Here is a 19,917-nt window from a genome sequence, read left to right on the forward strand (position 1 = left end):
AACAGGGGTGTAGCTCCAATTGGCAGAGCAGCGGATTCCAAATCCGCGTGTTGGGAGTTCGAATCTCTCCACCCCTGCCATCTATCCTAAGCCTCAGTCGAAAGACTGAGGCTTTTTCTTTGTGTGTTTTTTCTTTTCGCTGATAAAAATCGTTACTAATTACTTCTCTCACTGAGATGCAACTTATCAGGATTCGCCTAAGCTTTGAGTTACTGAGGTGAATCATTTGCTTATATCAAGGATAAGGTTATGCAGATACAAACAGACAAGTCGTTGGAAACGGCGCATCAGGCCCGCGAAATCCCGCAGGAAGCTTTTGATTGGTACGACGAATACGCTCATGGCTTGATTGACCGTCGTGAGTTTATGAGGCGGCTATCTGGCCTGGTTGCACTAGGTTTTACGATGTCAGTTCTGACATCGGCATTGTTACCCAATTATGCTTTAGCAGAACAAGTGTCGTTCAACGACCCGAAGATCAAAGCCACTTATGTCGAGTTTGATTCACCTAAAGGACATGGCAAAGGGCGTGGCTATCTTGTGATGCCAGCTGAAATCAAAGGCAACTTGCCTGCTGTGCTCGTAGTGCATGAAAACCGCGGTTTGAACCCTTATATCGAAGATGTAGCGAGACGTCTGGCAATGAATGGCTTTATCGCTTTTGCTCCTGATGCTTTGTATCCACTGGGTGGTTATCCGGGCAATGATGATGATGGGCGCACCATGCAAAGCAGTATGGACAAAGCAAAAATTGAAGAGGACTTCATTGCCGCTGTCCTATTTTTGAAAGCTCATCCGAGTTGCTCCGGAAAATTGGGAGCGGTCGGTTTCTGCTTTGGCGGCTATGTCGTCAATATGCTTGCCGCCACTATCCCGGATAAACTCGATGCTGGGGTACCCTTTTATGGTACCCCAGCAGCGGAGAGCTTGCGCAATAACGTCAAAGGACCGCTATTGATTCATTTTGCGGAGCTGGATCAGCGCGTCAACGCGACCTGGCCTGATTATGAGAAAGTGCTGCAAGCCAACAAAGTACCATATGAAGCAATCGTGTATCCTGGCGTGAATCATGGGTTCCACAACGACTCAACCGCTCGTTACAATGAAGAAGCCGCTGAGTCTGCTTGGGGTAAAACGCTGATCTTCTTTGACAGTCATTTGTCCTGATGGCTAACAGCCCTTGATGAAATAGATAACAAATTGAGGGCTGTAACCTCGAACCTCATTTTCTTAGCTGTTATGATGCTCGGAAAAAGAGGAAGTCACGTTATGCCACATTTTCGTTTACGTGCGGTTGAACCGCAGACCGTACAAGTTCTGTCTAAAAGTTTGATTGACGAACTACAGCCACTAATGAAATCACCTCGTGTCGATTTCACATTTGAGTATATCTACACCACGTTTTTCTTTGAAGGCGAAGTCTCGCCAGCCTATCCATTTGTCGAAGTACTGTGGTTTGATCGTGGGCAAGAGACACAGGATCAAGTTGCCGCCATTATCACGCGTCAGGTAAGGGAGGTGCTAGGAGAAGATGTGAATGTGGCTGTGATTTTCACCGCACTCAAACCAAACGAATATTACGACAACGGCGAACATTACTAAGCATAAGGAAGTGTGAATGAACAGCGTCATCGACACGATTCAGGGGCACCGCTCGATTCGGGCATTTAAAGAGATGCCAATAACCCCTGAGCAATTAGATACGATTATTGCCTCGGGCATTTCTGCATCTTCATCCAGCTTGTTGCAGGTGGTGTCGATCATTCGAGTCACCGATAAGCAAAAGCGTGCTGAATTGGCGAAGTTGGCCGGTAATCAGGCTTATGTCGAAAGTGCCGCAGAGTTTCTGGTGTTTTGTATTGATTACCAGCGTCACTATGCGATGAATCCTAATGTGAAGCCAGAGTTTATCGAACTGACTCTGATTGGCGCTGTCGATTCTGGCATCATGGCACAAAACTGCTTGCTGGCGGCCGAATCTTTGGGACTCGGTGGTGTTTATATTGGTGGTCTGCGTAACTCTCCGAAAGAGGTGGATGCCCTGCTGGAATTGCCACCTTATACCGCTATTTTGTTTGGTATGTGTTTGGGGCATCCGGATCAGGACCCTCAATTGAAACCGCGTTTAAGTCCGCAAGTGATCGTGCACGAAAACCGTTATCAGCCGTTAGATTTGAGCTTAATTGAGCAGTACGATCAAACCATGATTGACTACTACCAAAGCCGTTCAAGCAACACAAAACAACAAGGCTGGTCTGAACAGATCACCGCAAAGCTCAGTCAGGAATCGCGGCCTTTCATGATGGGCTACCTGAACGATAAAGGTTTAGCGCAAAAGTAATGGCTCAATAAAGAAAGACCGCCGATTGGCGGTTTTTCTTTATTCGTTTTGCTTCAGCGATTCCATTTCAGCATCGTGTTTCTGGTGTGCTCTGTTTAACATGTCTGTGAAATAGTGGCGCAGTGAATAGAGCATGATCAGGCTTGGGATCACCATGACTGCCGTTAAAATAAAGAACAGTGACCAGTTATTTAAGTACTCCGCCAAATCACCACTGAATGACGCGAGTACCGTTCTGCCAAAGTTGCCGAGTGACGCGAGTAACGCATACTGAGTGGCGGAAAAGGCTTGTCCTGTCACGACAGTAAGGAAAGAGACAAACGCAACGGTTGAGAATGCGGTCGTAAAGTTGTCGACAAAAATCGTGGCCAGCAGAAGATGTTCATTCGGTCCCACTTGAGCAATCCACGAAAACATTAGATTACTGGCTGACATGGCGATACCACCAATCATCAAACCACGCACAATTCCGAAACGGACGTTGAACATACTGCCGACAAAAGTAAACAGCATCGTCATGCCCCAACCAATGAGCTTGGAGTAGTAACCAATCTGCTCGTTACTAAAGCCGACCTCTTTGTAAAACGCAATCGACATTCGACCGAGAAACGCTTCGCCGATTTTAAACAAGAAAACGAACAAGAGTAATGTCAGGGCGACTTGGGTCCCGTTGCGGCGAAAGAAATCAAAGAAAGGTTCAAACAAGGTGACGCTGAGCCAACGCATTAAGCGAGAATGAACATAGTGTTCATGGCGAGATTCGGCTTGCTTCTGCAGCGCTTCACGTTGCGTGTTTGGTTCACCAACCAACAGAGTGAACAGCATCAGAATCACGACAATCGCCGCCATACCGTAGTAGACCTTATTCCAACCAATTGCATCCGCGTTGATAAAGGCAAGGTAACCCGGTAGAGAGTAACCCGTCCACCAACCTATGACAGCCATAGCGGAAGCTTGGGGCAGCTTGGACGGTTCTGATTTGGGAAACGAGTCAATACGAAAGGCATCGACCGCAATGTCCTGCGTGGCCGAGGCAATGGCAATTCCGAGAGCCAACATGGAAGTGACCATTAAATTGTTAGCGGGATTTACGCCTGCGATGAATAGTGTACAGACCAATACCATTGACTGACAGAGAAATATCCAACTGCGGCGCTGGCCCAGTAAGGGAGTCAGCAGGGGTAACTTAACCCGGTCGACCAATGGGGCCCAAAGAAAATTGATAGCATAGACAGAGAAGACGCTGCCAAAATAACCGATAGCAGAGAGCGTCAACCCCGCATCTTTCAACCAACCTGACATGTTGGAGCCAATCAATACCCAAGGAAAACCACTGGAGCAGCCCAACATAAATACCCACAACAGGCGGCGATCAAAATAGCTGAGAACGGTCTCTTTCCAGGTTTGCACTTGGTCGTTCGGCATGGAGCATTCCTTAAGGAGTGAGCTCTGACGAATGTCAGAGCTCAAATGAGATTACTTGATAAGCGTGGCTTTAGTGATCACGATTTGTGTGACAGGGACATCGCCCATACGGCCCAGTGAGTGTGTAGGCTGTTTGGCCATTTGTTGAATGACTTCAAAGCCTTGAATCACTTTACCAAATACCGCATAACCCGGCGGACGTTGGTCGTTGTTCAGAAAGTCGTTGTCAACCAGATTGATGTAGAACTGACGAGTCGCAGAATTTGGGTTTGCCGTACGTGCCATAGCAATGGTCGCCGTGTCGTTACGTAGTCCGTTGCTGGATTCGTTTTTAATCGGTGCATAGGTTTTCAGTTGGTTCATGTCTTCATCAAAACCGCCACCTTGCGCCATAAAGCCGGGAATAACGCGGTGGAATTGGCTACCCACGTAACTGCCGTCTTCCACATACTTGAGGAAGTTTGCACTACTGATCGGCGCCTTTTCGTCGTTTAACTCGACAGTAAATGAACCGAGCGTAGTGTCAAACTCGACTTTCGGGCCAGCCCAAACGCTGGTACTTAGCAGCGCCAAAGCAGTGAGCCATAACTTAGCCATGGAAGTGATCCTTCATATAGGTTTTCAATTCAGAATCGTTGGCGATCTCTTTTAGGACCAGATTCACAACGTCATTCAGTACCATCTCGATGTCTTCATCTGAGGCACTTAGTGGCGCAGTTCGTTTTGCTGTGCCGTTGTAGCTTTTTACCATTTTGCCTTTTGGTGTTTCCGCTGTCAGTTCTAGCGTTACTTTCGCATCCATTTCGTTTTCAAACACAGAGTGCTTTACGTTGACGAGTGCTTCTTGAACTTCCACCGTCAGTGTGTTTTCACTGTTGACGGTTAGGCGGAAACCTTGAGAACCAAACTGCTCAGACAGGGCATTTTCCAGTGCAATACGCACGTTTTGTTTCGCATGAACCGGCTCGATGTTGTGACGACCACTGTCAACCAGCGCTACGTATTGCGCAGAGCGAACATCTTTGCTGACAAGGGTAAATGTACTGCCTTTCACGATATCGCTGTTGCTCAGTACAGGCTGAGGCATAAAGTTAATTTGTTGCTGCTGAGGCGCTGCACAGGCAGTCAACAGTGCGATAGAAGCCGCGAGAACCAGTTTCTTCATGGTCAATTCCTTTCGTTGAGTGAGCATGTTACAAAATGTTTATTGCTTAATAGCTTGTAAGATAACAAATTTCTTATTACTGGCGACAGTCTTTACTTGAGAACGGCCAAATAACCTTGCTAGTTTTACATCGTAGCCGAGGTGGCGATTACCGATCACCAATAATTTCCCTCCCTTGCGAAGAACATGCTTTGAGTCACAGAACATTTGCCAGGCGATATGGTCGGTGATGGCTTGCTGTTGATGGAAAGGGGGGTTACACACGACCAGCTCAGTCGTGGCCGGCTCAAAACCATCCAGACAATTGTTGGCGATGCATTCAATCTTTCTTTCGTTTCCCAGGTTGGCGACCAGATTCTGCCGAGCAGATTCTACCGCCATGAAGCTCTCATCCACACAGGTGACGGCCGCTTGCGGGTTGAGTTGTCCCATACGAACAGACAGCACGCCGTTACCACAACCCAAATCAAGAAAATGTTTCAGATTTTCATCACTGGGTAAGTGAGGCAGAAGAAAACGCGCGCCTTGATCCAAGCTTTCGCCGGAATACACATTGGGCAGGTTGTTGAGCTCAATATCACTGCCTTCCACTTGCCAGCGGGTATCTGGTGACACATCGATAACTGGCTGACCGTTGGGCTGAGAAAATACTAAACGATGCTTTTTCCAGGCCAGCGAAGTCGTGGTTTGTCCTAAGTGCTTTTCAAACAGTTTGAGTGTTGAACTGTGAATTTCCTTGGCTTTATTCACGGCAACGACGGGACAATCTTCAGCTAGTGCTGCACGCAACTGGCTCAACTGCCAAATCAGATGACGGTTATTGCGCGGAATCTGCAACAGCACTATATCGATATCGTTAGGAATAGCATCGAAGGTGCGCAGCAATGTCACCGGGGTGCAATGATTCTGTTCTAAGTTGCTTAAGGTTGCCTGATGGGCAATAAACGAGTCACTCATCATTGTGACTTGGTGATGCTGAGCGAACCAGCAACTCAGGGCGCCAAAGTTGTCATTCAGGATCAAGATACGGCTGCCAGCAGGCAGGTTCAGATCATGTACGTGATTGATTAGGTATTCGTCACCTGCATCCCAGGCTTGTAGAGTTTCATTACTGCGTTTGGGATACCGATGCAGTGTCAGAGTGCGGTCGTGAAGCGTAAGCTCAGTTTTCATATTTGGAATAAAATTAAATCATCAACCGACCTATTCTCTCAAATGGGCGTAGATCATGAAACCAAAACCTTTCGCTTCCAGAGAGGCACGAGTACACTATCGCCATCTCCTAAATCGTGTTGTTCACTCGTTGTGGTGTGACAAGGAAAACCTATGCTTCAAGAAGTGATTGAAACCAAATTGCACAATGCTTTTCAGCCTGACTATCTTAAAGTGCTGAATGAAAGTTATATGCACAACGTAGCCCCTGGTTCTGAGAGCCATTTTAAGGTGATAGTGGTCAGCGAACGCTTTGTCGGACAACGTTTGATTGCGCGTCATCGTTTAGTCAATCAGGCTCTGATGGAAGAGCTCTCTAACCACATTCACGCACTCGCCATTCATACTTACACGCCGCAAGAGTGGCATGAATTGGAGAACGGTGCGCCTGATAGTCCGATGTGTTTGGGCGGTGGTCACTAATTCGTCCATGGTGCGAATTAGGGCTCAGAACGTTGAACTTTTGAGCAAATATTTAACACTGATTCAACAATTGGAAGGAATAGTAACCCATTGAGTTATTGTTTTAATCAATAATTTTGTGATGTAAGGCCTACTGTTGGCCGCGATAACTAATTGTGCGATACATCAAAATTATCGTTAATACTATGGCCAGTTTCTTCATTTCCTTCCAAATAAAGCAGCCAATCAGGGCATTGGTCATGGCATCAAGTTCCCAAAAGATGCTAGACTATCGCACCTGATAAATCTCACTTCATATATGTGATGAGATTTTTAAAAGGATGTTGCGGTTTTGGCGTTTCAAACGGCCAGAAGCGGACACTGAAAATGTCGTGTCTAGAGATAGTTAAACTCTGTTGTGGCTTCGGTTCTCGTATTAGCCAGCAGAGTTTAGTGCGTCTCGAATTTACGCAATGAAAGAATCTTTTTCCCGATAAAAAAGTAGTGCAAGTGCGTATGATTACAATAAAAAAGGGTTTGGACCTTCCTATCGCAGGAACTCCTTCCCAGGTGATTAATGATGGTAAAACCATCAAAAAAGTCGCCTTGCTTGGCGAAGAGTACGTTGGCATGCGTCCTACAATGCATGTTCGCGTAGGTGATGAAGTAAAGAAAGCTCAAGTTCTTTTTGAAGACAAGAAGAACAAGGGTGTCCTATTTACTTCACCAGTCAGCGGTAAAGTTGTTGAAGTGAACCGTGGTGCAAAACGTGTTCTTCAATCCGTTGTGATTGAAGTGGCAGGTGATGACCAGGTGACGTTCAACAAGTACGAAGCCAATCAGCTAGCGAGTCTTGACCGTGAAGCGGTGAAAACTCAGTTGGTTGAATCTGGTCTTTGGACATCGCTGCGTACTCGTCCGTTCAGCAAGGTTCCAGCAGTTGATTCAACCACAAAGGCTATCTTCGTAACGGCAATGGACACCAATCCATTGGCAGCGGAGCCTACTGTGGTCATCAACGAGCAATCCGAAGCCTTCGTTGCTGGCTTGGATGTGTTGTCTGCTCTGACTGAAGGCAAAGTGTACGTTTGTAAAAAAGGTACCAGCCTGCCGCGTTCTGCTCAGTCAAACGTAGAAGAGCACGTCTTTGACGGCCCTCACCCTGCAGGTCTTCCTGGCACTCACATGCATTTCCTTTACCCGGTAAATGCAGAAACAGTGGCTTGGAGCATTAACTACCAAGACGTTATTGCGGTTGGTAAGTTGTTCCTGACTGGTGAGTTATACAACGAACGCGTTGTATCGCTGGCAGGTCCAGTTGTGAACAACCCTCGTCTGATTCGTACTGTTGTAGGTGCCAGCCTAGAAGAGCTAACGAACAACGAAATTATGCCTGGCGAAGTTCGCGTGATTTCTGGCTCTGTGTTGTCAGGAACGAAAGCGACAGGTCCACATGCATATCTGGGGCGTTACCATCTGCAAGTTTCTGTATTACGCGAAGGTCGTGACAAAGAGTTCCTTGGCTGGGCGATGCCTGGTAAGAACAAGTTCTCTGTAACCCGCTCATTCCTAGGTCACCTGTTCAAAGGTCAGTTGTTCAACATGACCACGACAACGAACGGTAGTGATCGTTCAATGGTACCAATCGGCAACTACGAAAAAGTGATGCCGCTGGACATGGAGCCAACTCTGTTGCTTCGTGATCTTTGTGCCGGAGATTTAGACAGTGCTCAAAGCTTAGGTGCTCTGGAACTGGATGAAGAAGATCTAGCGCTGTGTACCTTTGTATGTCCTGGTAAATACGAGTACGGTCAGCTACTGCGTGAATGCCTCGACAAGATTGAGAAGGAAGGGTAATTTTCATGGGCCTCAAAAAGTTTCTTGAAGATATCGAGCATCACTTTGAGCCGGGTGGTAAACATGAAAAATGGTTTGCCCTGTACGAAGCTGTCGCGACAGTTTTCTACACTCCTGGTTTGGTGACGAAAAAAAGCTCACACGTTCGTGATAGCGTGGATTTGAAACGTATCATGATCATGGTTTGGCTAGCAGTATTCCCAGCAATGTTCTGGGGTATGTACAATGCTGGTGGTCAGGCAATTGCAGCACTCAATCATATGTATGCTGGCGATCAACTTGCAGCAATCATTGGTGGCAACTGGCATTACTGGTTGACTCAAATGCTGGGTGGCACACTGGCCGCCGACGCAGGTTGGGGCAGCAAAATGCTTCTGGGTGCGACGTACTTCCTGCCTATCTACGCGACGGTATTCATCGTTGGTGGTTTCTGGGAAGTGCTGTTCTGTATGGTGCGTAAACACGAAGTAAACGAAGGCTTCTTTGTGACTTCTATCCTGTTCGCACTGATTGTTCCGCCAACGCTTCCTCTGTGGCAAGCCGCTTTGGGTATTACCTTCGGTGTTGTTGTAGCGAAAGAAGTTTTCGGTGGTACAGGTCGTAACTTCCTGAACCCTGCTCTGGCAGGCCGTGCGTTCCTATTCTTCGCGTACCCAGCTCAAATCTCGGGTGACCTGGTTTGGACTGCTGCGGATGGTTTCTCTGGTGCAACAGCTCTGAGCCAATGGGCACAAGGTGGTAACGGTGCACTGGTTAACGCAGCAACTGGCCAAGCAATCACTTGGATGGACGCGTTCATCGGTAACATCCCAGGTTCAATTGGTGAAGTTTCGACTCTGGCTCTGGCTATCGGCGCTGCGTTTATCGTTTACATGGGTATCGCTTCATGGCGCATCATCGCAGGCGTGATGATCGGTATGATTGCTCTGTCTACCCTGTTCAACGTGATCGGTTCAGATACTAACCCAATGTTCAACATGCCTTGGCACTGGCACCTGGTTCTGGGTGGTTTTGCATTCGGTATGTTCTTCATGGCGACTGACCCGGTATCGGCTTCGTTTACCAACAAAGCGAAATGGGCTTACGGTATCCTGATTGGTCTCATGTGTGTTCTGATCCGTGTTGTGAACCCGGCTTACCCAGAAGGCATGATGCTAGCGATTCTGTTCGCTAACCTATTTGCCCCTCTGTTCGACCACATCGTTGTTGAGAAAAACATCAAGCGGAGACAAGCGCGCTATGGCAAGTAATAACGACAGCATTAAAAAGACGCTGGCTGTTGTTGTCGGGTTGAGCCTTGTTTGTTCAATCATCGTATCGGCAGCGGCAGTAGGTCTGCGTGATAAGCAAAAAGAGAATGCTGTGCTGGATAAGCAAAGCAAGATCGTTGAAGTAGCTGGTATCACGGAGAAAGGTAAGGTTCAGGATTTGTACAACAAGTTCATCGAACCTCGTCTGATCGACTTCAAAACCGGCGACTTTGTTGAAGGTGATGCAGCGAAATTTGACCAACGTAAAGAAGCAAAAGATCCAGCGGATTCTATTAAGCTTCCTGCCAATGCAGACGTTGCGAAAATCATTCGTCGTGCGAACACTGGCATCGTTTACCTAGTAAAAGATGGCGACAAAGTGTCTAAAGTGATCCTGCCTGTTCACGGTAACGGTCTGTGGTCAATGATGTACGCGTTTGTTGCAGTTGAAACTGACGGCAACACAGTGTCTGGCATCACTTACTACCAACAAGGTGAAACACCGGGATTGGGTGGTGAAGTTGAGAACCCGGCTTGGCGTGCACAATGGGTTGGTAAGAAACTGTTTGATGAAAACCACAAACCAGCGATTAAAGTCGTAAAAGGTGGCGCTCCAGCAGGTTCTGAACACGGTGTTGACGCTCTATCAGGCGCAACATTGACCAGTAACGGCGTTCAACACACATTCGACTTCTGGTTGGGTGATATGGGCTTTGGTCCATTCCTGACTAAAGTCCGTGACGGAGGTCTGAACTAATGTCTAGCGCAAAAGATCTTAAAAAGAGCGTGCTAGCGCCAGTATTGGACAACAACCCAATCGCGCTACAAGTTCTTGGTGTTTGTTCTGCACTGGCAGTGACAACCAAACTGGAAACGGCGTTTGTTATGACTCTGGCGGTAATGTTCGTTACTGCACTGTCTAACTTCTTCGTTTCACTGATCCGTAACCACATTCCTAACAGCGTGCGTATCATCGTTCAGATGGCGATCATCGCATCGTTGGTAATCGTGGTTGACCAAATCCTGAAAGCGTATCTGTACGACATTTCGAAACAGCTGTCTGTATTCGTTGGTCTGATCATTACGAACTGTATCGTAATGGGCCGTGCAGAAGCGTTCGCGATGAAGTCTGCACCAATCCCATCGTTCATCGACGGTATTGGTAACGGTCTGGGTTACGGCTTCGTACTGATCTCTGTTGGTTTCTTCCGTGAGCTACTTGGCTCAGGCAAACTGTTCGGAATGGAAGTACTGCCTCTGATTAGCAAAGGCGGCTGGTATCAGCCAAACGGCCTGATGCTGCTAGCACCTTCTGCATTCTTCCTGATCGGTTTCATGATTTGGACGATTCGTACGTTCAAACCTGAACAAGTAGAAGCGAAGGAGTAAGGTCGTCATGGAACATTATATTAGTTTGCTGGTTAAATCGATTTTCATCGAGAACATGGCACTGTCTTTCTTCTTGGGTATGTGTACCTTCCTGGCGGTATCTAAGAAAGTTAAGACATCATTCGGTCTGGGTATTGCGGTAACAGTGGTTCTGACTATCTCTGTTCCGGTAAACAATCTGGTTTACAACCTAGTGCTGAAGCCAGATGCACTGGCTCCGGGAGTTGACCTAAGCTTCCTTAACTTTATTACCTTTATCGGTGTAATCGCGGCACTGGTACAGATTCTGGAAATGATCCTCGATCGCTTCTTCCCGCCTCTGTACAACGCGCTGGGCATCTTCCTACCGCTGATCACAGTAAACTGTGCAATCTTCGGTGGTGTATCTTTCATGGTACAACGTGACTACAACTTTGCCGAATCTGTCGTGTACGGTTTCGGTTCAGGTTTAGGCTGGATGCTGGCTATCGTCGCTCTTGCAGGTATCCGTGAGAAAATGAAGTATTCTGACGTTCCTCCGGGTCTGCGTGGTCTAGGTATTACCTTCATCACTGCTGGCTTAATGGCGCTGGGCTTTATGTCTTTCTCTGGTGTTCAACTGTAAGTCGGGTAAACCGCAACAATAAAGGAATAGTCAATGGACATTATTCTTGGTGTAGTGATGTTTACTCTGATTGTTCTGGCTCTAGTGCTGGTGATTCTGTTCGCCAAATCTAAGCTGGTACCAACAGGTGACATTACAATCTCTATCAATGGCGATCCTGAAAAATCGATCGTGACACAGCCTGGCGGTAAACTGCTGAGTGCGCTGGCTGGTGCTGGTGTATTCGTATCGTCAGCGTGTGGTGGTGGTGGCTCTTGTGGTCAGTGCCGCGTAAAAATCAAATCTGGCGGTGGCGACATTCTGCCTACCGAGCTTGACCATATTACTAAAGGTGAAGCACGTGAAGGTGAGCGTCTGGCTTGTCAGGTTGCAGTGAAGAACGACCTGGATCTTGAACTTCCAGAGGAAATCTTCGGCGTTAAGAAGTGGGAATGTACCGTTATCTCTAACGATAACAAAGCGACATTCATCAAAGAGCTTAAGCTGCAGATTCCAGATGGTGAGTCAGTACCATTCCGTGCGGGTGGTTACATTCAGATCGAAGCGCCTGCACACACTGTTAAGTATGCAGATTACGATGTACCGGAAAAATTCCGCGGTGACTGGGACAAGTTCAACCTGTTCCGTTACGTATCTAAAGTTGATGAGCCGATTATCCGTGCTTACTCAATGGCGAACTACCCGGAAGAATTTGGCATCATCATGCTGAACGTACGTATCGCGACTCCGCCGCCAAACAACCCAGAAGTTGCACCGGGTCAGATGTCTTCTTACATCTGGTCTCTGAAAGCCGGTGACAAATGTACAATTTCTGGTCCATTTGGTGAGTTCTTCGCGAAAGACACTGATGCAGAAATGGTCTTCATCGGTGGTGGTGCAGGTATGGCACCAATGCGTTCACACATTTTTGACCAACTGAAACGTCTGAAGTCTAAACGTAAGATGTCGTTCTGGTACGGTGCGCGTTCTAAACGTGAAATGTTCTACGTAGAAGATTTCGACGGCCTGGCGGCTGAGAACGATAACTTCGTGTGGCATTGTGCACTGTCTGATCCTCAACCTGAGGACAACTGGAACGGTTACACTGGCTTCATCCACAACGTATTGTACGAAAACTATCTGAAGGACCACGAAGCGCCTGAAGATTGTGAATACTACATGTGTGGTCCACCGATGATGAACGCAGCCGTGATCGGTATGCTGAAAGATCTTGGTGTTGAAGACGAAAACATCCTGTTGGATGACTTCGGTGGTTAATCCACGATAATTTGCTAAATCCATGGCTGGCTCGTTAGAGTCAGCCATTCTTTTTTCAAGTGAGTCAGAGTAGCTATAGGCAAATAAGGCGAGGAGCCTTCCAGCCGTCAGGATTCGGATTTTCCTATATCTATTTACATTATCTGAGGAGTAAACAAGTGAAAACTTGGCTTGTTGCGTTAGCTTCTTTATTGCTGCTGGCAGGTTGTGAACAACCGCCACAGCAAGTGCATTTAAGTGGCCCGACGATGGGTACCAGCTACAACATCAAATATCTTCAACAAGACGGTTTGCCGTCGTCTGATGAGCTGCATAAGGAGATCGACCGTTTACTGGAAGAGGTGAACGATCAGATGTCGACTTACCGCAAAGATTCAGAGCTGAGTCGTTTCAACCAGTATCAAGGTATTGACCCATTTGAAGTGTCGAACCAAACTGCGACCGTAGTGAGAGAGGCGATTCGCCTCAATGGTCTGACAGAAGGTGCGCTCGATGTCACCGTTGGCCCGCTGGTGAATCTGTGGGGCTTTGGTCCGGAAGCGCGCCCTGAAGTGGTGCCGACGGATGCAGAACTCGCTGAGCGTAAAGCCAACACCGGTATTCATCACCTGAGTGTTGATGGCAACAAACTGAGCAAAGACCTGCCGCATCTGTATGTGGACCTGTCGACGATCGCTAAAGGCTGGGGCGTCGATGTGGTCGCGAATTACATCGAATCTCAGGGCATTCACAACTACATGGTGGAAGTGGGCGGCGAGATTCGCCTGAAAGGTCTGAATCGTGATGGTGTGCCGTGGCGTATTGCGGTTGAGAAACCGACCGTAGACGAGCGCAGCATTCAGGAAATTATTGAACCGGGTGACATGGCGATTGCTACCTCTGGTGATTACCGTAACTACTTTGAGCGTGATGGTGTTCGTTATTCGCACATTATTAACCCTCAGACTGGGCGTCCAATCCATAACCGTGTAGTATCGGTGACTGTACTGGATAAATCGTGCATGACAGCGGATGGCCTGGCGACAGGACTGATGGTGTTGGGTGACGAAAAAGGGATTGAGATTGCGGAGCAGAATCATATTCCGGTGTTCATGATTGTGAAAACCGACGACGGATTCAAAGAAATCGCATCAAGTGCGTTTAAGCCGTATCTCAACCGATAATTAACTGAGTGAGCTTGGAATTATGAATACCTTTCTGATTACCTTTGGGGTGTTTCTGGCGGTGATTGCTGCGATGGCAGTGGGTTATATCTTCCAGAAGAAAGTGGTCAAAGGCAGCTGTGGCGGCTTGGGTGCGGTTGGCATCGAAAAAGTATGTAACTGCCCGGAACCGTGTGACGCGCGCAAAAAACGTGAAGCACGAGAAGCGGCGCGTGCAGAGCGTATTGCTGCGTGGGAAAAAGACCGCATCGCGTAATATTCCAATTCGGATTTGCATAACCCAGCTTCGGCTGGGTTATTTTTTTCCAGCCAGTTCGGGCAGCCCGTAAAGCTCAGGCACTATACTCAAAGCATAGTTGCGGCATCAGGAGGCATTATGGAACATCATCAACATGGTATGGCTGAACTGTTTGATCAGTTGGGGCTGGGCAGTTCATCGCACGAAATCGAACATTTTATTGCATCGCATCGTCATCACCGTGATACCACACCGCTGCATAAAGCCAGCTTCTGGACAGATGCGCAGGCCAGTTTTTTGCGTCAGGCCATTGAAGAAGATGCAGACTGGGCAGAGCTGGTGGATCAGCTGGATGTCATGCTGCGTAAATAGTCAGGTTGTCATCTGTCTTTGCAAACGGTCCTATCGCTTATATACTGTTTTTTTAAACAGTGGTTGAGTGAGTGGGCAATGTCAGAGCGGATCAGAAAGATTATCCATATTGATATGGACTGCTTTTACGCGGCCGTTGAGATGCGTGACAACCCGGAGTATCGAGGTCGGCCTATGGCAGTCGGCGGCCATGAAAAACAGCGTGGCGTGCTCAGTACCTGTAACTACGAAGCGCGAAAATTTGGTATTCGTTCAGCGATGCCGACCGCGCAAGCGATCAAATTATGTCCGGGACTGCTGGTTGTGCCGGGGCGTATGTCAGTCTATAAGTCCGTTTCGCGTGAGATTCACGCCATTTTTCAGCGCTACACCGATATTATCGAACCGTTGTCCCTGGACGAAGCCTTTCTCGATGTTACCGAGGCTACCGCCTGTCATGGCAGCGCGACACTGATTGCGGAAGCCATTCGACGTGACATCTGGAATGAACTGCAACTGACGGCGTCTGCGGGCGTCGCGCCGGTCAAGTTTCTGGCCAAAGTGGCCTCCGATATCAATAAACCCAATGGTCTGTATGTGGTGACGCCGGATGAAGTGCAGAGCGTGGTCGATAAACTGCCGCTGGGGAAAATTCCCGGGGTCGGTAAAGTGAGTCTGGAGAAGCTCAATCAGGCAGGCTTTTTTTTGTGTGAGGACATTAAGAACAGTGACTATCGGGAACTGCTGCGCCGCTTTGGCCGATTAGGGGCATCATTGTGGAAGAAGAGTCAGGGCATTGATAATCGCGAAGTGATTACGGAGCGTGAACGCAAATCGGTCGGAGTTGAGCGTACGTTCAGTGAAAATATCTCAACTTACGAAGAGTGTTGGCAGGTCATCGAACAACGTTTGTATCCCGAGTTGGATGAGCGATTAACCCGGGCTTCACCGGAGCGGGCAATCATCAAACAGGGTATCAAAGTCAAGTTTGCTGATTTTCAGCAAACCACCATTGAACATATTCACCCTGAGTTGGAACTGGAAGACTTCAAAACCTTGTTGGCAGAAGTACTGAAACGTCAGAAAGGACGTGAGATTCGCCTGCTTGGCCTCAACGTGATGCTTAAGCCAGAGGAGCAGATTCGTCAGCTGAGCTTTTTTTAAACGCTTGCGATCTGACGATTCTGCCCCTATCCTGCGCATCAGCCAGCTAAATGGTCGATAGCGAATCAATAACTGACAAGCCGTTAACTTAGCGAGACGCAGTTTTGGGTATGGTTAGCCTCGTCCTGTACTAACAACATGATATCAGTGCAAGATTGCCCTCTAATGGGCGGTAGCGGCACTTATCGAACTCAACGCTTGGCCAATTGCGCCCACTTTGTTTGGAGAGAGCTCAATGTCACAGACCGGAATGATGATGAAAAAACTAGTTTTAGTAACCTCTTTACTGTGCAGTACCTCATTATGGGCGGCACAATGCCAACAGGTGGACGTGAAGAACGAAATTCATCTCAGTGGCTCGAATGTGGAAATTCATGCTGCTAACGGACAAACTGCCGTGATGGATCAGAATAACAACCTCTACTTGTCCGGTGAAAAGCAGTCTCTGACGCCTCAACAGCAGCAAGCTGTAGAGTCGTACCGTGAGAGTCTGGCGAATGCTTTACCGAAAGCGCGTCAGGTAGCCAGTGATGGTTTGGCAATGGCAAACGATATTCTAGATGATGTGGCTGCCAGTATTGATTCGCCTCAGGCATTTGACAGCGTGAAGCAGAACCTGAAAGCGTTTGTGGCGGATATCGAAGCCCGCTATAACAAGAACGGCGACTGGGTACTGCCTGCAGATACGTTTGAATCGATGAGCCAACAATGGCAGCAGGATTTTGATAAAGCTCGCGCCCTGTTTACCCAGGAGTTCCTGACGGGGGCGTTTGATGCGATTGCCACCAAGATGAAAGAAGACGGCGGTATCAATCTGACCGAATTGGGCAATACCATGGCTGACCTCAAGACTCGCTTGGAAGAGCGCTTCAATGAACACTCGCAAACCATTGAGAAAGAGCGCCGGGAATTGTGCGATTCGCTGGACGATGTGGTTGAACAAGAACAGAAACTCCATCAAAAAATTCCTGAACTTAAGAACTATCAAGTTTTTACCATCTAAACTGAAAAGAGCGCTTCGGCGCTCTTTTTCATCGTCCTGAACAATTAGCAAAGGTGCCATGACTCTCTCCAATATCAGTTTACGTTCGTTAACTGCGCTGACTGCACTGGCGGTGGTTGCCTGCTTTGTGGCTTTTTATCTCGCCTTCAAATACTTCTGGTCGTTTGACCGTGAGCTTGAGCACGCACGCCAGTTGCAACTGGCCGAGACTAAGCGCGTGGAAACCATCATTGCGCTGGAGAAGCAGGAAATGGGCGCTTCCATGGCTGACTACGCGGCCTGGAATGATATGGCGGATTACATTGCCCATCCCAATCCTGAATTCATCGACGACAGCATCGGTATTCATGCATTTCAGTCGAAAGCTCTGGATGGCATTTTTATTTTTACCCCGCAGGAAAAGTTGGTGTGGGGTATGAAGTATGATTTTGAGCAGAGTAGAGTGGGTGATTACCAACCCTTCGTCCCTTACTTTCCGATTATATTGAGTGAGCCGAAACGGTCCCGCAGCGATTATGTGGAAGCGTCGGTGCGTTTTGTTGTGGTGGGGCAGGAGCCGTATCTGGCCGCGACCTCGCGCGTGTGTAACAGCGAAGGTTCGGGCTGTGATAAAGGTTATCTGATTTTCGTCAAGAAAGTGCGCAGCCAGTTCGCCAGCGTCATTGAACAGGCCACCGGTATCGATATTGATGTGTTGAGCCGTGCGCCGTTTGCACCAAAGCCCAAACCCGAACCCAATATCAGCTATCTGGAAAAGCTCGATTTCAGCGGTCACTCCAGCGTACTTATCAAACTGGTGCACAAGGTTAAGCTACCGACTTTTATTCGAACGGATGAAATTGTCGCCTTGATGACGTTTTCGGTGCTGATGTATTTCATCAACCTGCTGGTGGTCGATTCTTTGGTCCGACCCATCACGGATGCCAACCGAGTGTTGGAGCGATTCAAACTTTCGGGTGGCAAAATCCCGGATGAACATTTTTTTGTTTCACGGGAAATGAAAGCGTTCGCCCGGACCATCAACCAGATTTTTTCCGAGCTGGAGCAAAGCCGGGAGGAGCTGCGCTGGCAGTCTGAACACGATCCACTGACCCGTATTTCCAATCGGCGTAAACTGGAAAGTGAGCTCACCAGTTTCATTGTGGAGCAGCAATATCCTTGGATCGTGCTGTATCTGATCGATGTGGATTATTTCAAACTTTACAATGATCACTATGGCCATCTCGAAGGCGATCGCGCGCTAAAACGAGTGGCAAACGCACTGGAGCAGGTCTCTTTTGCCGGAGCGAAGGTCTTGGCTCGCTTTGGGGGCGAAGAGTTTTGTGTGGTGCTGGCGAGCGACAACGAACTGGATCCGCATCAGTTCGCATTACAGATGATGAGTTATGTCGATCAGTTGGCGATTGAGCATAGCGTCTCGCCACTCAAACCAATCCTGTCGATCAGTATCGGCGGAGTAAGGGCGTGTAAGCCGGGTCGAGAAACCTATCAGTTACTGTTTCACGAGGCGGATCAAGCCTTGTATCAGGCCAAAGAGCTGGGACGAGCTCAGTACGTGATTACCGACTTTTGTTCAAAAGATGAACAGAACAACCATGTAAATTAACATTTACGATATAACTTCCCGTTATTCTCGTGTTTATCCGGCAAACCATCCTATTACTCATTGAGTATTTTGTTGGTTTGTATTAGTGTACTAGCCAACTAGTTTGATGATATGTGTGAGTGGTAATGGCACAGAATAATACCCGTGAAACTTTTGGCTCTCGCCTTGGGTTCATTTTAGCCGCAGCAGGCGCGGCAGTTGGCCTTGGTAACATCTGGGGCTTTCCGACACAGGCGGCCAGCAATGGTGGTGGCGCGTTCTTGTTGGTCTATCTGGTTCTGATTTTCGTCGTCGCTTTCCCGATGCTGGTCGTCGAAATGGCCATTGGCCGTTATGGTCAGGCTAACCCGGTCGATAGTATGCGTTCGCTGACGGGCAATGCGTTTGCCAAACGTATCGGTGGTCTGGTGGGCTGGATTGGTCTGAGTGTACCGAGTGCCGTACTGGCGTTTTATAGCATTGTGGGTGGCTGGATCATCTGTTTCATGCTGGGTGCAGTGACGGATATCATCGGTCTGGAAAGCGTCACAGCGTGGTTAAAAGGCTTTTCGGTAGAACGTAACCTTCTTGGTACTCTCATTTTTTACGTTCTGACTATTCTGATTGTGCAAGGTGGCGTTAAGCAGGGGATCGAAAAATGGTCGACACGGCTGATGCCTGCGCTGTTCGTGCTGTTCGGAGTCTTGTTCATCTATATCATGATGCAGCAAGGTGCGATGGAAGGGCTGCAGCATTATCTGGTACCGGATTTTGAGAAAGTCTGGGATCGCAAACTGATTCTGGCGGCTATGGGGCAGGGATTCTTCTCTCTGACCATTGGTGGCTGTTCGATGCTTATTTATGGTTCATACCTGAGTAAGAAAGAGAACTTGCCAAAGATGGCGATGAACGTGACTTTGGTCGATACCGGTGTGGCGTTTATTGCGGGTCTGGTGGTGATGCCAGCGATGTTTGTCGCGATGCACAAAGGCGTACAAATTTATGCGGAAGATGGTTCATTGCTCAGCTCCGATACCTTGGTATTTACGGTTCTGCCGCTGATGTTTGATAGCCTTGGGTTGTTTGGCCAGCTGTTTTCGATTGTCTTCTTCCTGCTGCTGACGATTGCTGCGCTGACGTCGTCGATTTCGATGTTGGAGTGCCCGGTGGCTCTGGTCGGCGAGCGCTTTAATACCAAACGTACGCCAACCAGTTGGGTATTGGGTGGGATAATTGCACTGTTCAGCGTGGTGATTGTTTACAACTTCGGAGCACTGTTTGGCTTGGTAGCAACAACGGCAACGCAGTATCTGCAACCTACCGCCGCACTGATGTTCTGTCTGTTCGGTGGCTGGGTATGGAACCGCAACGCTAAGTTTAAAGAGCTGGAGCAGGGCTTCCCAGAATTTACGCAAAGCCTGTTTGGTAAAATCTGGCCTTGGTATGTACGCTTTGTGTGTCCATTGCTGGTGGCCGCAGTTATCTGGGCTTCATTTGGTTAAGCTCTGGTA

Annotated in this window: 21 protein-coding genes and 1 tRNA gene; 18 read left to right on the forward strand and 4 right to left on the reverse strand. The window is 48.2% G+C overall.

Going from position 1 to position 19,917, the window contains the following annotated elements:
- Nucleotides 1-3 precede the first annotated feature (3 nt).
- The 4 genes from LGV68_RS19100 to nfsA all read left to right on the forward strand — a co-directional run bounded on the left by LGV68_RS19100 (nt 4) and on the right by nfsA (nt 2,341).
- A tRNA-Trp gene (locus tag LGV68_RS19100) sits at nt 4-80 on the forward strand.
- A 169-nt stretch (nt 81-249) separates the two neighbouring features.
- Nucleotides 250-1,167, forward strand: a complete 918-nt coding sequence (locus tag LGV68_RS19105; protein WP_252535897.1) for a dienelactone hydrolase family protein — start codon at nt 250-252, stop codon at nt 1,165-1,167.
- 102 nt (nt 1,168-1,269) lie between these two features.
- Nucleotides 1,270-1,602, forward strand: coding sequence for a DUF1904 domain-containing protein (locus LGV68_RS19110; RefSeq protein WP_100268664.1), 333 nt, complete (start codon nt 1,270-1,272; stop codon nt 1,600-1,602).
- Nucleotides 1,603-1,618: 16 nt separating this feature from the next.
- On the forward strand, nt 1,619-2,341 hold the full coding sequence (nfsA, locus tag LGV68_RS19115) for an oxygen-insensitive NADPH nitroreductase (protein ID WP_222796148.1): 723 nt from the start codon (nt 1,619-1,621) through the stop codon (nt 2,339-2,341).
- Nucleotides 2,342-2,380: 39 nt separating this feature from the next.
- Here nfsA and LGV68_RS19120 read toward each other — a convergent pair whose 3' ends face one another.
- The 4 genes from LGV68_RS19120 to LGV68_RS19135 are packed head-to-tail and all read right to left on the reverse strand — an operon-like array spanning nt 2,381 to nt 6,104.
- Entirely contained in the window at nt 2,381-3,766 is a 1,386-nt protein-coding gene (locus LGV68_RS19120) for an MFS transporter (RefSeq protein WP_158130036.1), read from the reverse strand.
- A 51-nt stretch (nt 3,767-3,817) separates the two neighbouring features.
- Complete coding sequence (locus tag LGV68_RS19125; protein ID WP_252535904.1) at nt 3,818-4,363, reverse strand: peptidylprolyl isomerase; 546 nt, start codon at nt 4,361-4,363, stop codon at nt 3,818-3,820.
- Nucleotides 4,356-4,931 (reverse strand): YajG family lipoprotein, encoded by a 576-nt coding sequence (locus LGV68_RS19130; protein ID WP_020331613.1) that lies wholly within the window; start codon nt 4,929-4,931, stop codon nt 4,356-4,358. The genes LGV68_RS19125 and LGV68_RS19130 overlap by 8 nt, the downstream gene beginning before the upstream one ends.
- A 39-nt stretch (nt 4,932-4,970) precedes the next feature.
- Nucleotides 4,971-6,104, reverse strand: a complete 1,134-nt coding sequence (locus LGV68_RS19135; RefSeq protein ID WP_143683349.1) for a methyltransferase — start codon at nt 6,102-6,104, stop codon at nt 4,971-4,973.
- A 153-nt stretch (nt 6,105-6,257) separates the two neighbouring features.
- On the opposite strand from LGV68_RS19135, the gene bolA reads away from it, so the two are divergent.
- From bolA to LGV68_RS19205, 14 genes are all read left to right on the forward strand, one after another.
- A complete protein-coding gene (gene bolA, locus LGV68_RS19140) occupies nt 6,258-6,566 on the forward strand; it encodes a transcriptional regulator BolA (protein WP_020331616.1) in 309 nt (102 codons plus the stop codon).
- 495 nt (nt 6,567-7,061) lie between these two features.
- Nucleotides 7,062-8,402, forward strand: a complete 1,341-nt coding sequence (locus LGV68_RS19145; protein WP_051141209.1) for a Na(+)-translocating NADH-quinone reductase subunit A — start codon at nt 7,062-7,064, stop codon at nt 8,400-8,402.
- A 5-nt stretch (nt 8,403-8,407) separates the two neighbouring features.
- Complete coding sequence (locus LGV68_RS19150) at nt 8,408-9,652, forward strand: NADH:ubiquinone reductase (Na(+)-transporting) subunit B (RefSeq protein ID WP_020431962.1); 1,245 nt, start codon at nt 8,408-8,410, stop codon at nt 9,650-9,652.
- On the forward strand, nt 9,642-10,409 hold the full coding sequence (locus LGV68_RS19155) for a Na(+)-translocating NADH-quinone reductase subunit C (protein ID WP_020331619.1): 768 nt from the start codon (nt 9,642-9,644) through the stop codon (nt 10,407-10,409). Before LGV68_RS19150 ends, LGV68_RS19155 begins: the two co-directional genes overlap by 11 nt.
- Nucleotides 10,409-11,041 (forward strand): NADH:ubiquinone reductase (Na(+)-transporting) subunit D, encoded by a 633-nt coding sequence (locus LGV68_RS19160; RefSeq protein ID WP_020331620.1) that lies wholly within the window; start codon nt 10,409-10,411, stop codon nt 11,039-11,041. Before LGV68_RS19155 ends, LGV68_RS19160 begins: the two co-directional genes overlap by 1 nt.
- A gap of 7 nt (nt 11,042-11,048) precedes the next feature.
- Nucleotides 11,049-11,645 (forward strand): NADH:ubiquinone reductase (Na(+)-transporting) subunit E, encoded by a 597-nt coding sequence (gene nqrE / locus LGV68_RS19165; RefSeq protein ID WP_020331621.1) that lies wholly within the window; start codon nt 11,049-11,051, stop codon nt 11,643-11,645.
- Nucleotides 11,646-11,678: 33 nt separating this feature from the next.
- On the forward strand, nt 11,679-12,902 hold the full coding sequence (nqrF, locus tag LGV68_RS19170) for an NADH:ubiquinone reductase (Na(+)-transporting) subunit F (protein ID WP_020331622.1): 1,224 nt from the start codon (nt 11,679-11,681) through the stop codon (nt 12,900-12,902).
- A 158-nt stretch (nt 12,903-13,060) separates the two neighbouring features.
- On the forward strand, nt 13,061-14,065 hold the full coding sequence (locus tag LGV68_RS19175) for an FAD:protein FMN transferase (protein WP_222739142.1): 1,005 nt from the start codon (nt 13,061-13,063) through the stop codon (nt 14,063-14,065).
- Between the two features lie 22 nt (nt 14,066-14,087).
- Complete coding sequence (gene nqrM, locus LGV68_RS19180) at nt 14,088-14,321, forward strand: (Na+)-NQR maturation NqrM (RefSeq protein ID WP_020331624.1); 234 nt, start codon at nt 14,088-14,090, stop codon at nt 14,319-14,321.
- A gap of 120 nt (nt 14,322-14,441) precedes the next feature.
- On the forward strand, nt 14,442-14,675 hold the full coding sequence (locus tag LGV68_RS19185; RefSeq protein WP_222739140.1) for a DUF2789 domain-containing protein: 234 nt from the start codon (nt 14,442-14,444) through the stop codon (nt 14,673-14,675).
- Nucleotides 14,676-14,753: 78 nt separating this feature from the next.
- Complete coding sequence (gene dinB / locus LGV68_RS19190) at nt 14,754-15,818, forward strand: DNA polymerase IV (RefSeq protein ID WP_080650565.1); 1,065 nt, start codon at nt 14,754-14,756, stop codon at nt 15,816-15,818.
- Nucleotides 15,819-16,074: 256 nt separating this feature from the next.
- On the forward strand, nt 16,075-16,821 hold the full coding sequence (locus LGV68_RS19195) for a YggN family protein (protein ID WP_038129493.1): 747 nt from the start codon (nt 16,075-16,077) through the stop codon (nt 16,819-16,821).
- Nucleotides 16,822-16,879: 58 nt separating this feature from the next.
- Nucleotides 16,880-18,427: a diguanylate cyclase gene (locus tag LGV68_RS19200; protein ID WP_252535907.1), complete on the forward strand. Its 1,548-nt coding sequence runs from the start codon at nt 16,880-16,882 to the stop codon at nt 18,425-18,427.
- A gap of 125 nt (nt 18,428-18,552) precedes the next feature.
- Nucleotides 18,553-19,908: a sodium-dependent transporter gene (locus LGV68_RS19205; RefSeq protein ID WP_172570550.1), complete on the forward strand. Its 1,356-nt coding sequence runs from the start codon at nt 18,553-18,555 to the stop codon at nt 19,906-19,908.
- Nucleotides 19,909-19,917: the final 9 nt, after the last annotated feature.

Origin of the sequence: Vibrio sp. LQ2, assembly GCF_023920125.1 — a bacterium.
In the GTDB taxonomy this organism is placed as follows: Bacteria; Pseudomonadota; Gammaproteobacteria; order Enterobacterales; family Vibrionaceae; genus Vibrio; species Vibrio fluvialis.

Bases quoted from the DNA above. Each gene is read 5' to 3' on its own strand.
- LGV68_RS19110 (WP_100268664.1), top strand. From the start codon at position 1,270: ATGCCACATTTTCGTTTACGTGCGGTTGAACCGCAGACCGTACAAGTT.
- bolA (WP_020331616.1), top strand. From the start codon at position 6,258: ATGCTTCAAGAAGTGATTGAAACCAAATTGCACAATGCTTTTCAGCCT.
- dinB (WP_080650565.1), top strand. From the start codon at position 14,754: ATGTCAGAGCGGATCAGAAAGATTATCCATATTGATATGGACTGCTTT.
- nqrF (WP_020331622.1), top strand. From the start codon at position 11,679: ATGGACATTATTCTTGGTGTAGTGATGTTTACTCTGATTGTTCTGGCT.
- LGV68_RS19200 (WP_252535907.1), top strand. From the start codon at position 16,880: ATGACTCTCTCCAATATCAGTTTACGTTCGTTAACTGCGCTGACTGCA.
- LGV68_RS19125 (WP_252535904.1), bottom strand. From the start codon at position 4,363: ATGGCTAAGTTATGGCTCACTGCTTTGGCGCTGCTAAGTACCAGCGTT.
- LGV68_RS19205 (WP_172570550.1), top strand. From the start codon at position 18,553: ATGGCACAGAATAATACCCGTGAAACTTTTGGCTCTCGCCTTGGGTTC.
- nqrM (WP_020331624.1), top strand. From the start codon at position 14,088: ATGAATACCTTTCTGATTACCTTTGGGGTGTTTCTGGCGGTGATTGCT.
- LGV68_RS19155 (WP_020331619.1), top strand. From the start codon at position 9,642: ATGGCAAGTAATAACGACAGCATTAAAAAGACGCTGGCTGTTGTTGTC.
- LGV68_RS19150 (WP_020431962.1), top strand. From the start codon at position 8,408: ATGGGCCTCAAAAAGTTTCTTGAAGATATCGAGCATCACTTTGAGCCG.
- nqrE (WP_020331621.1), top strand. From the start codon at position 11,049: ATGGAACATTATATTAGTTTGCTGGTTAAATCGATTTTCATCGAGAAC.
- LGV68_RS19195 (WP_038129493.1), top strand. From the start codon at position 16,075: ATGAAAAAACTAGTTTTAGTAACCTCTTTACTGTGCAGTACCTCATTA.
- LGV68_RS19160 (WP_020331620.1), top strand. From the start codon at position 10,409: ATGTCTAGCGCAAAAGATCTTAAAAAGAGCGTGCTAGCGCCAGTATTG.
- LGV68_RS19105 (WP_252535897.1), top strand. From the start codon at position 250: ATGCAGATACAAACAGACAAGTCGTTGGAAACGGCGCATCAGGCCCGC.
- LGV68_RS19135 (WP_143683349.1), bottom strand. From the start codon at position 6,104: ATGAAAACTGAGCTTACGCTTCACGACCGCACTCTGACACTGCATCGG.
- LGV68_RS19185 (WP_222739140.1), top strand. From the start codon at position 14,442: ATGGAACATCATCAACATGGTATGGCTGAACTGTTTGATCAGTTGGGG.
- nfsA (WP_222796148.1), top strand. From the start codon at position 1,619: ATGAACAGCGTCATCGACACGATTCAGGGGCACCGCTCGATTCGGGCA.
- LGV68_RS19145 (WP_051141209.1), top strand. From the start codon at position 7,062: ATGATTACAATAAAAAAGGGTTTGGACCTTCCTATCGCAGGAACTCCT.
- LGV68_RS19120 (WP_158130036.1), bottom strand. From the start codon at position 3,766: ATGCCGAACGACCAAGTGCAAACCTGGAAAGAGACCGTTCTCAGCTAT.
- LGV68_RS19130 (WP_020331613.1), bottom strand. From the start codon at position 4,931: ATGAAGAAACTGGTTCTCGCGGCTTCTATCGCACTGTTGACTGCCTGT.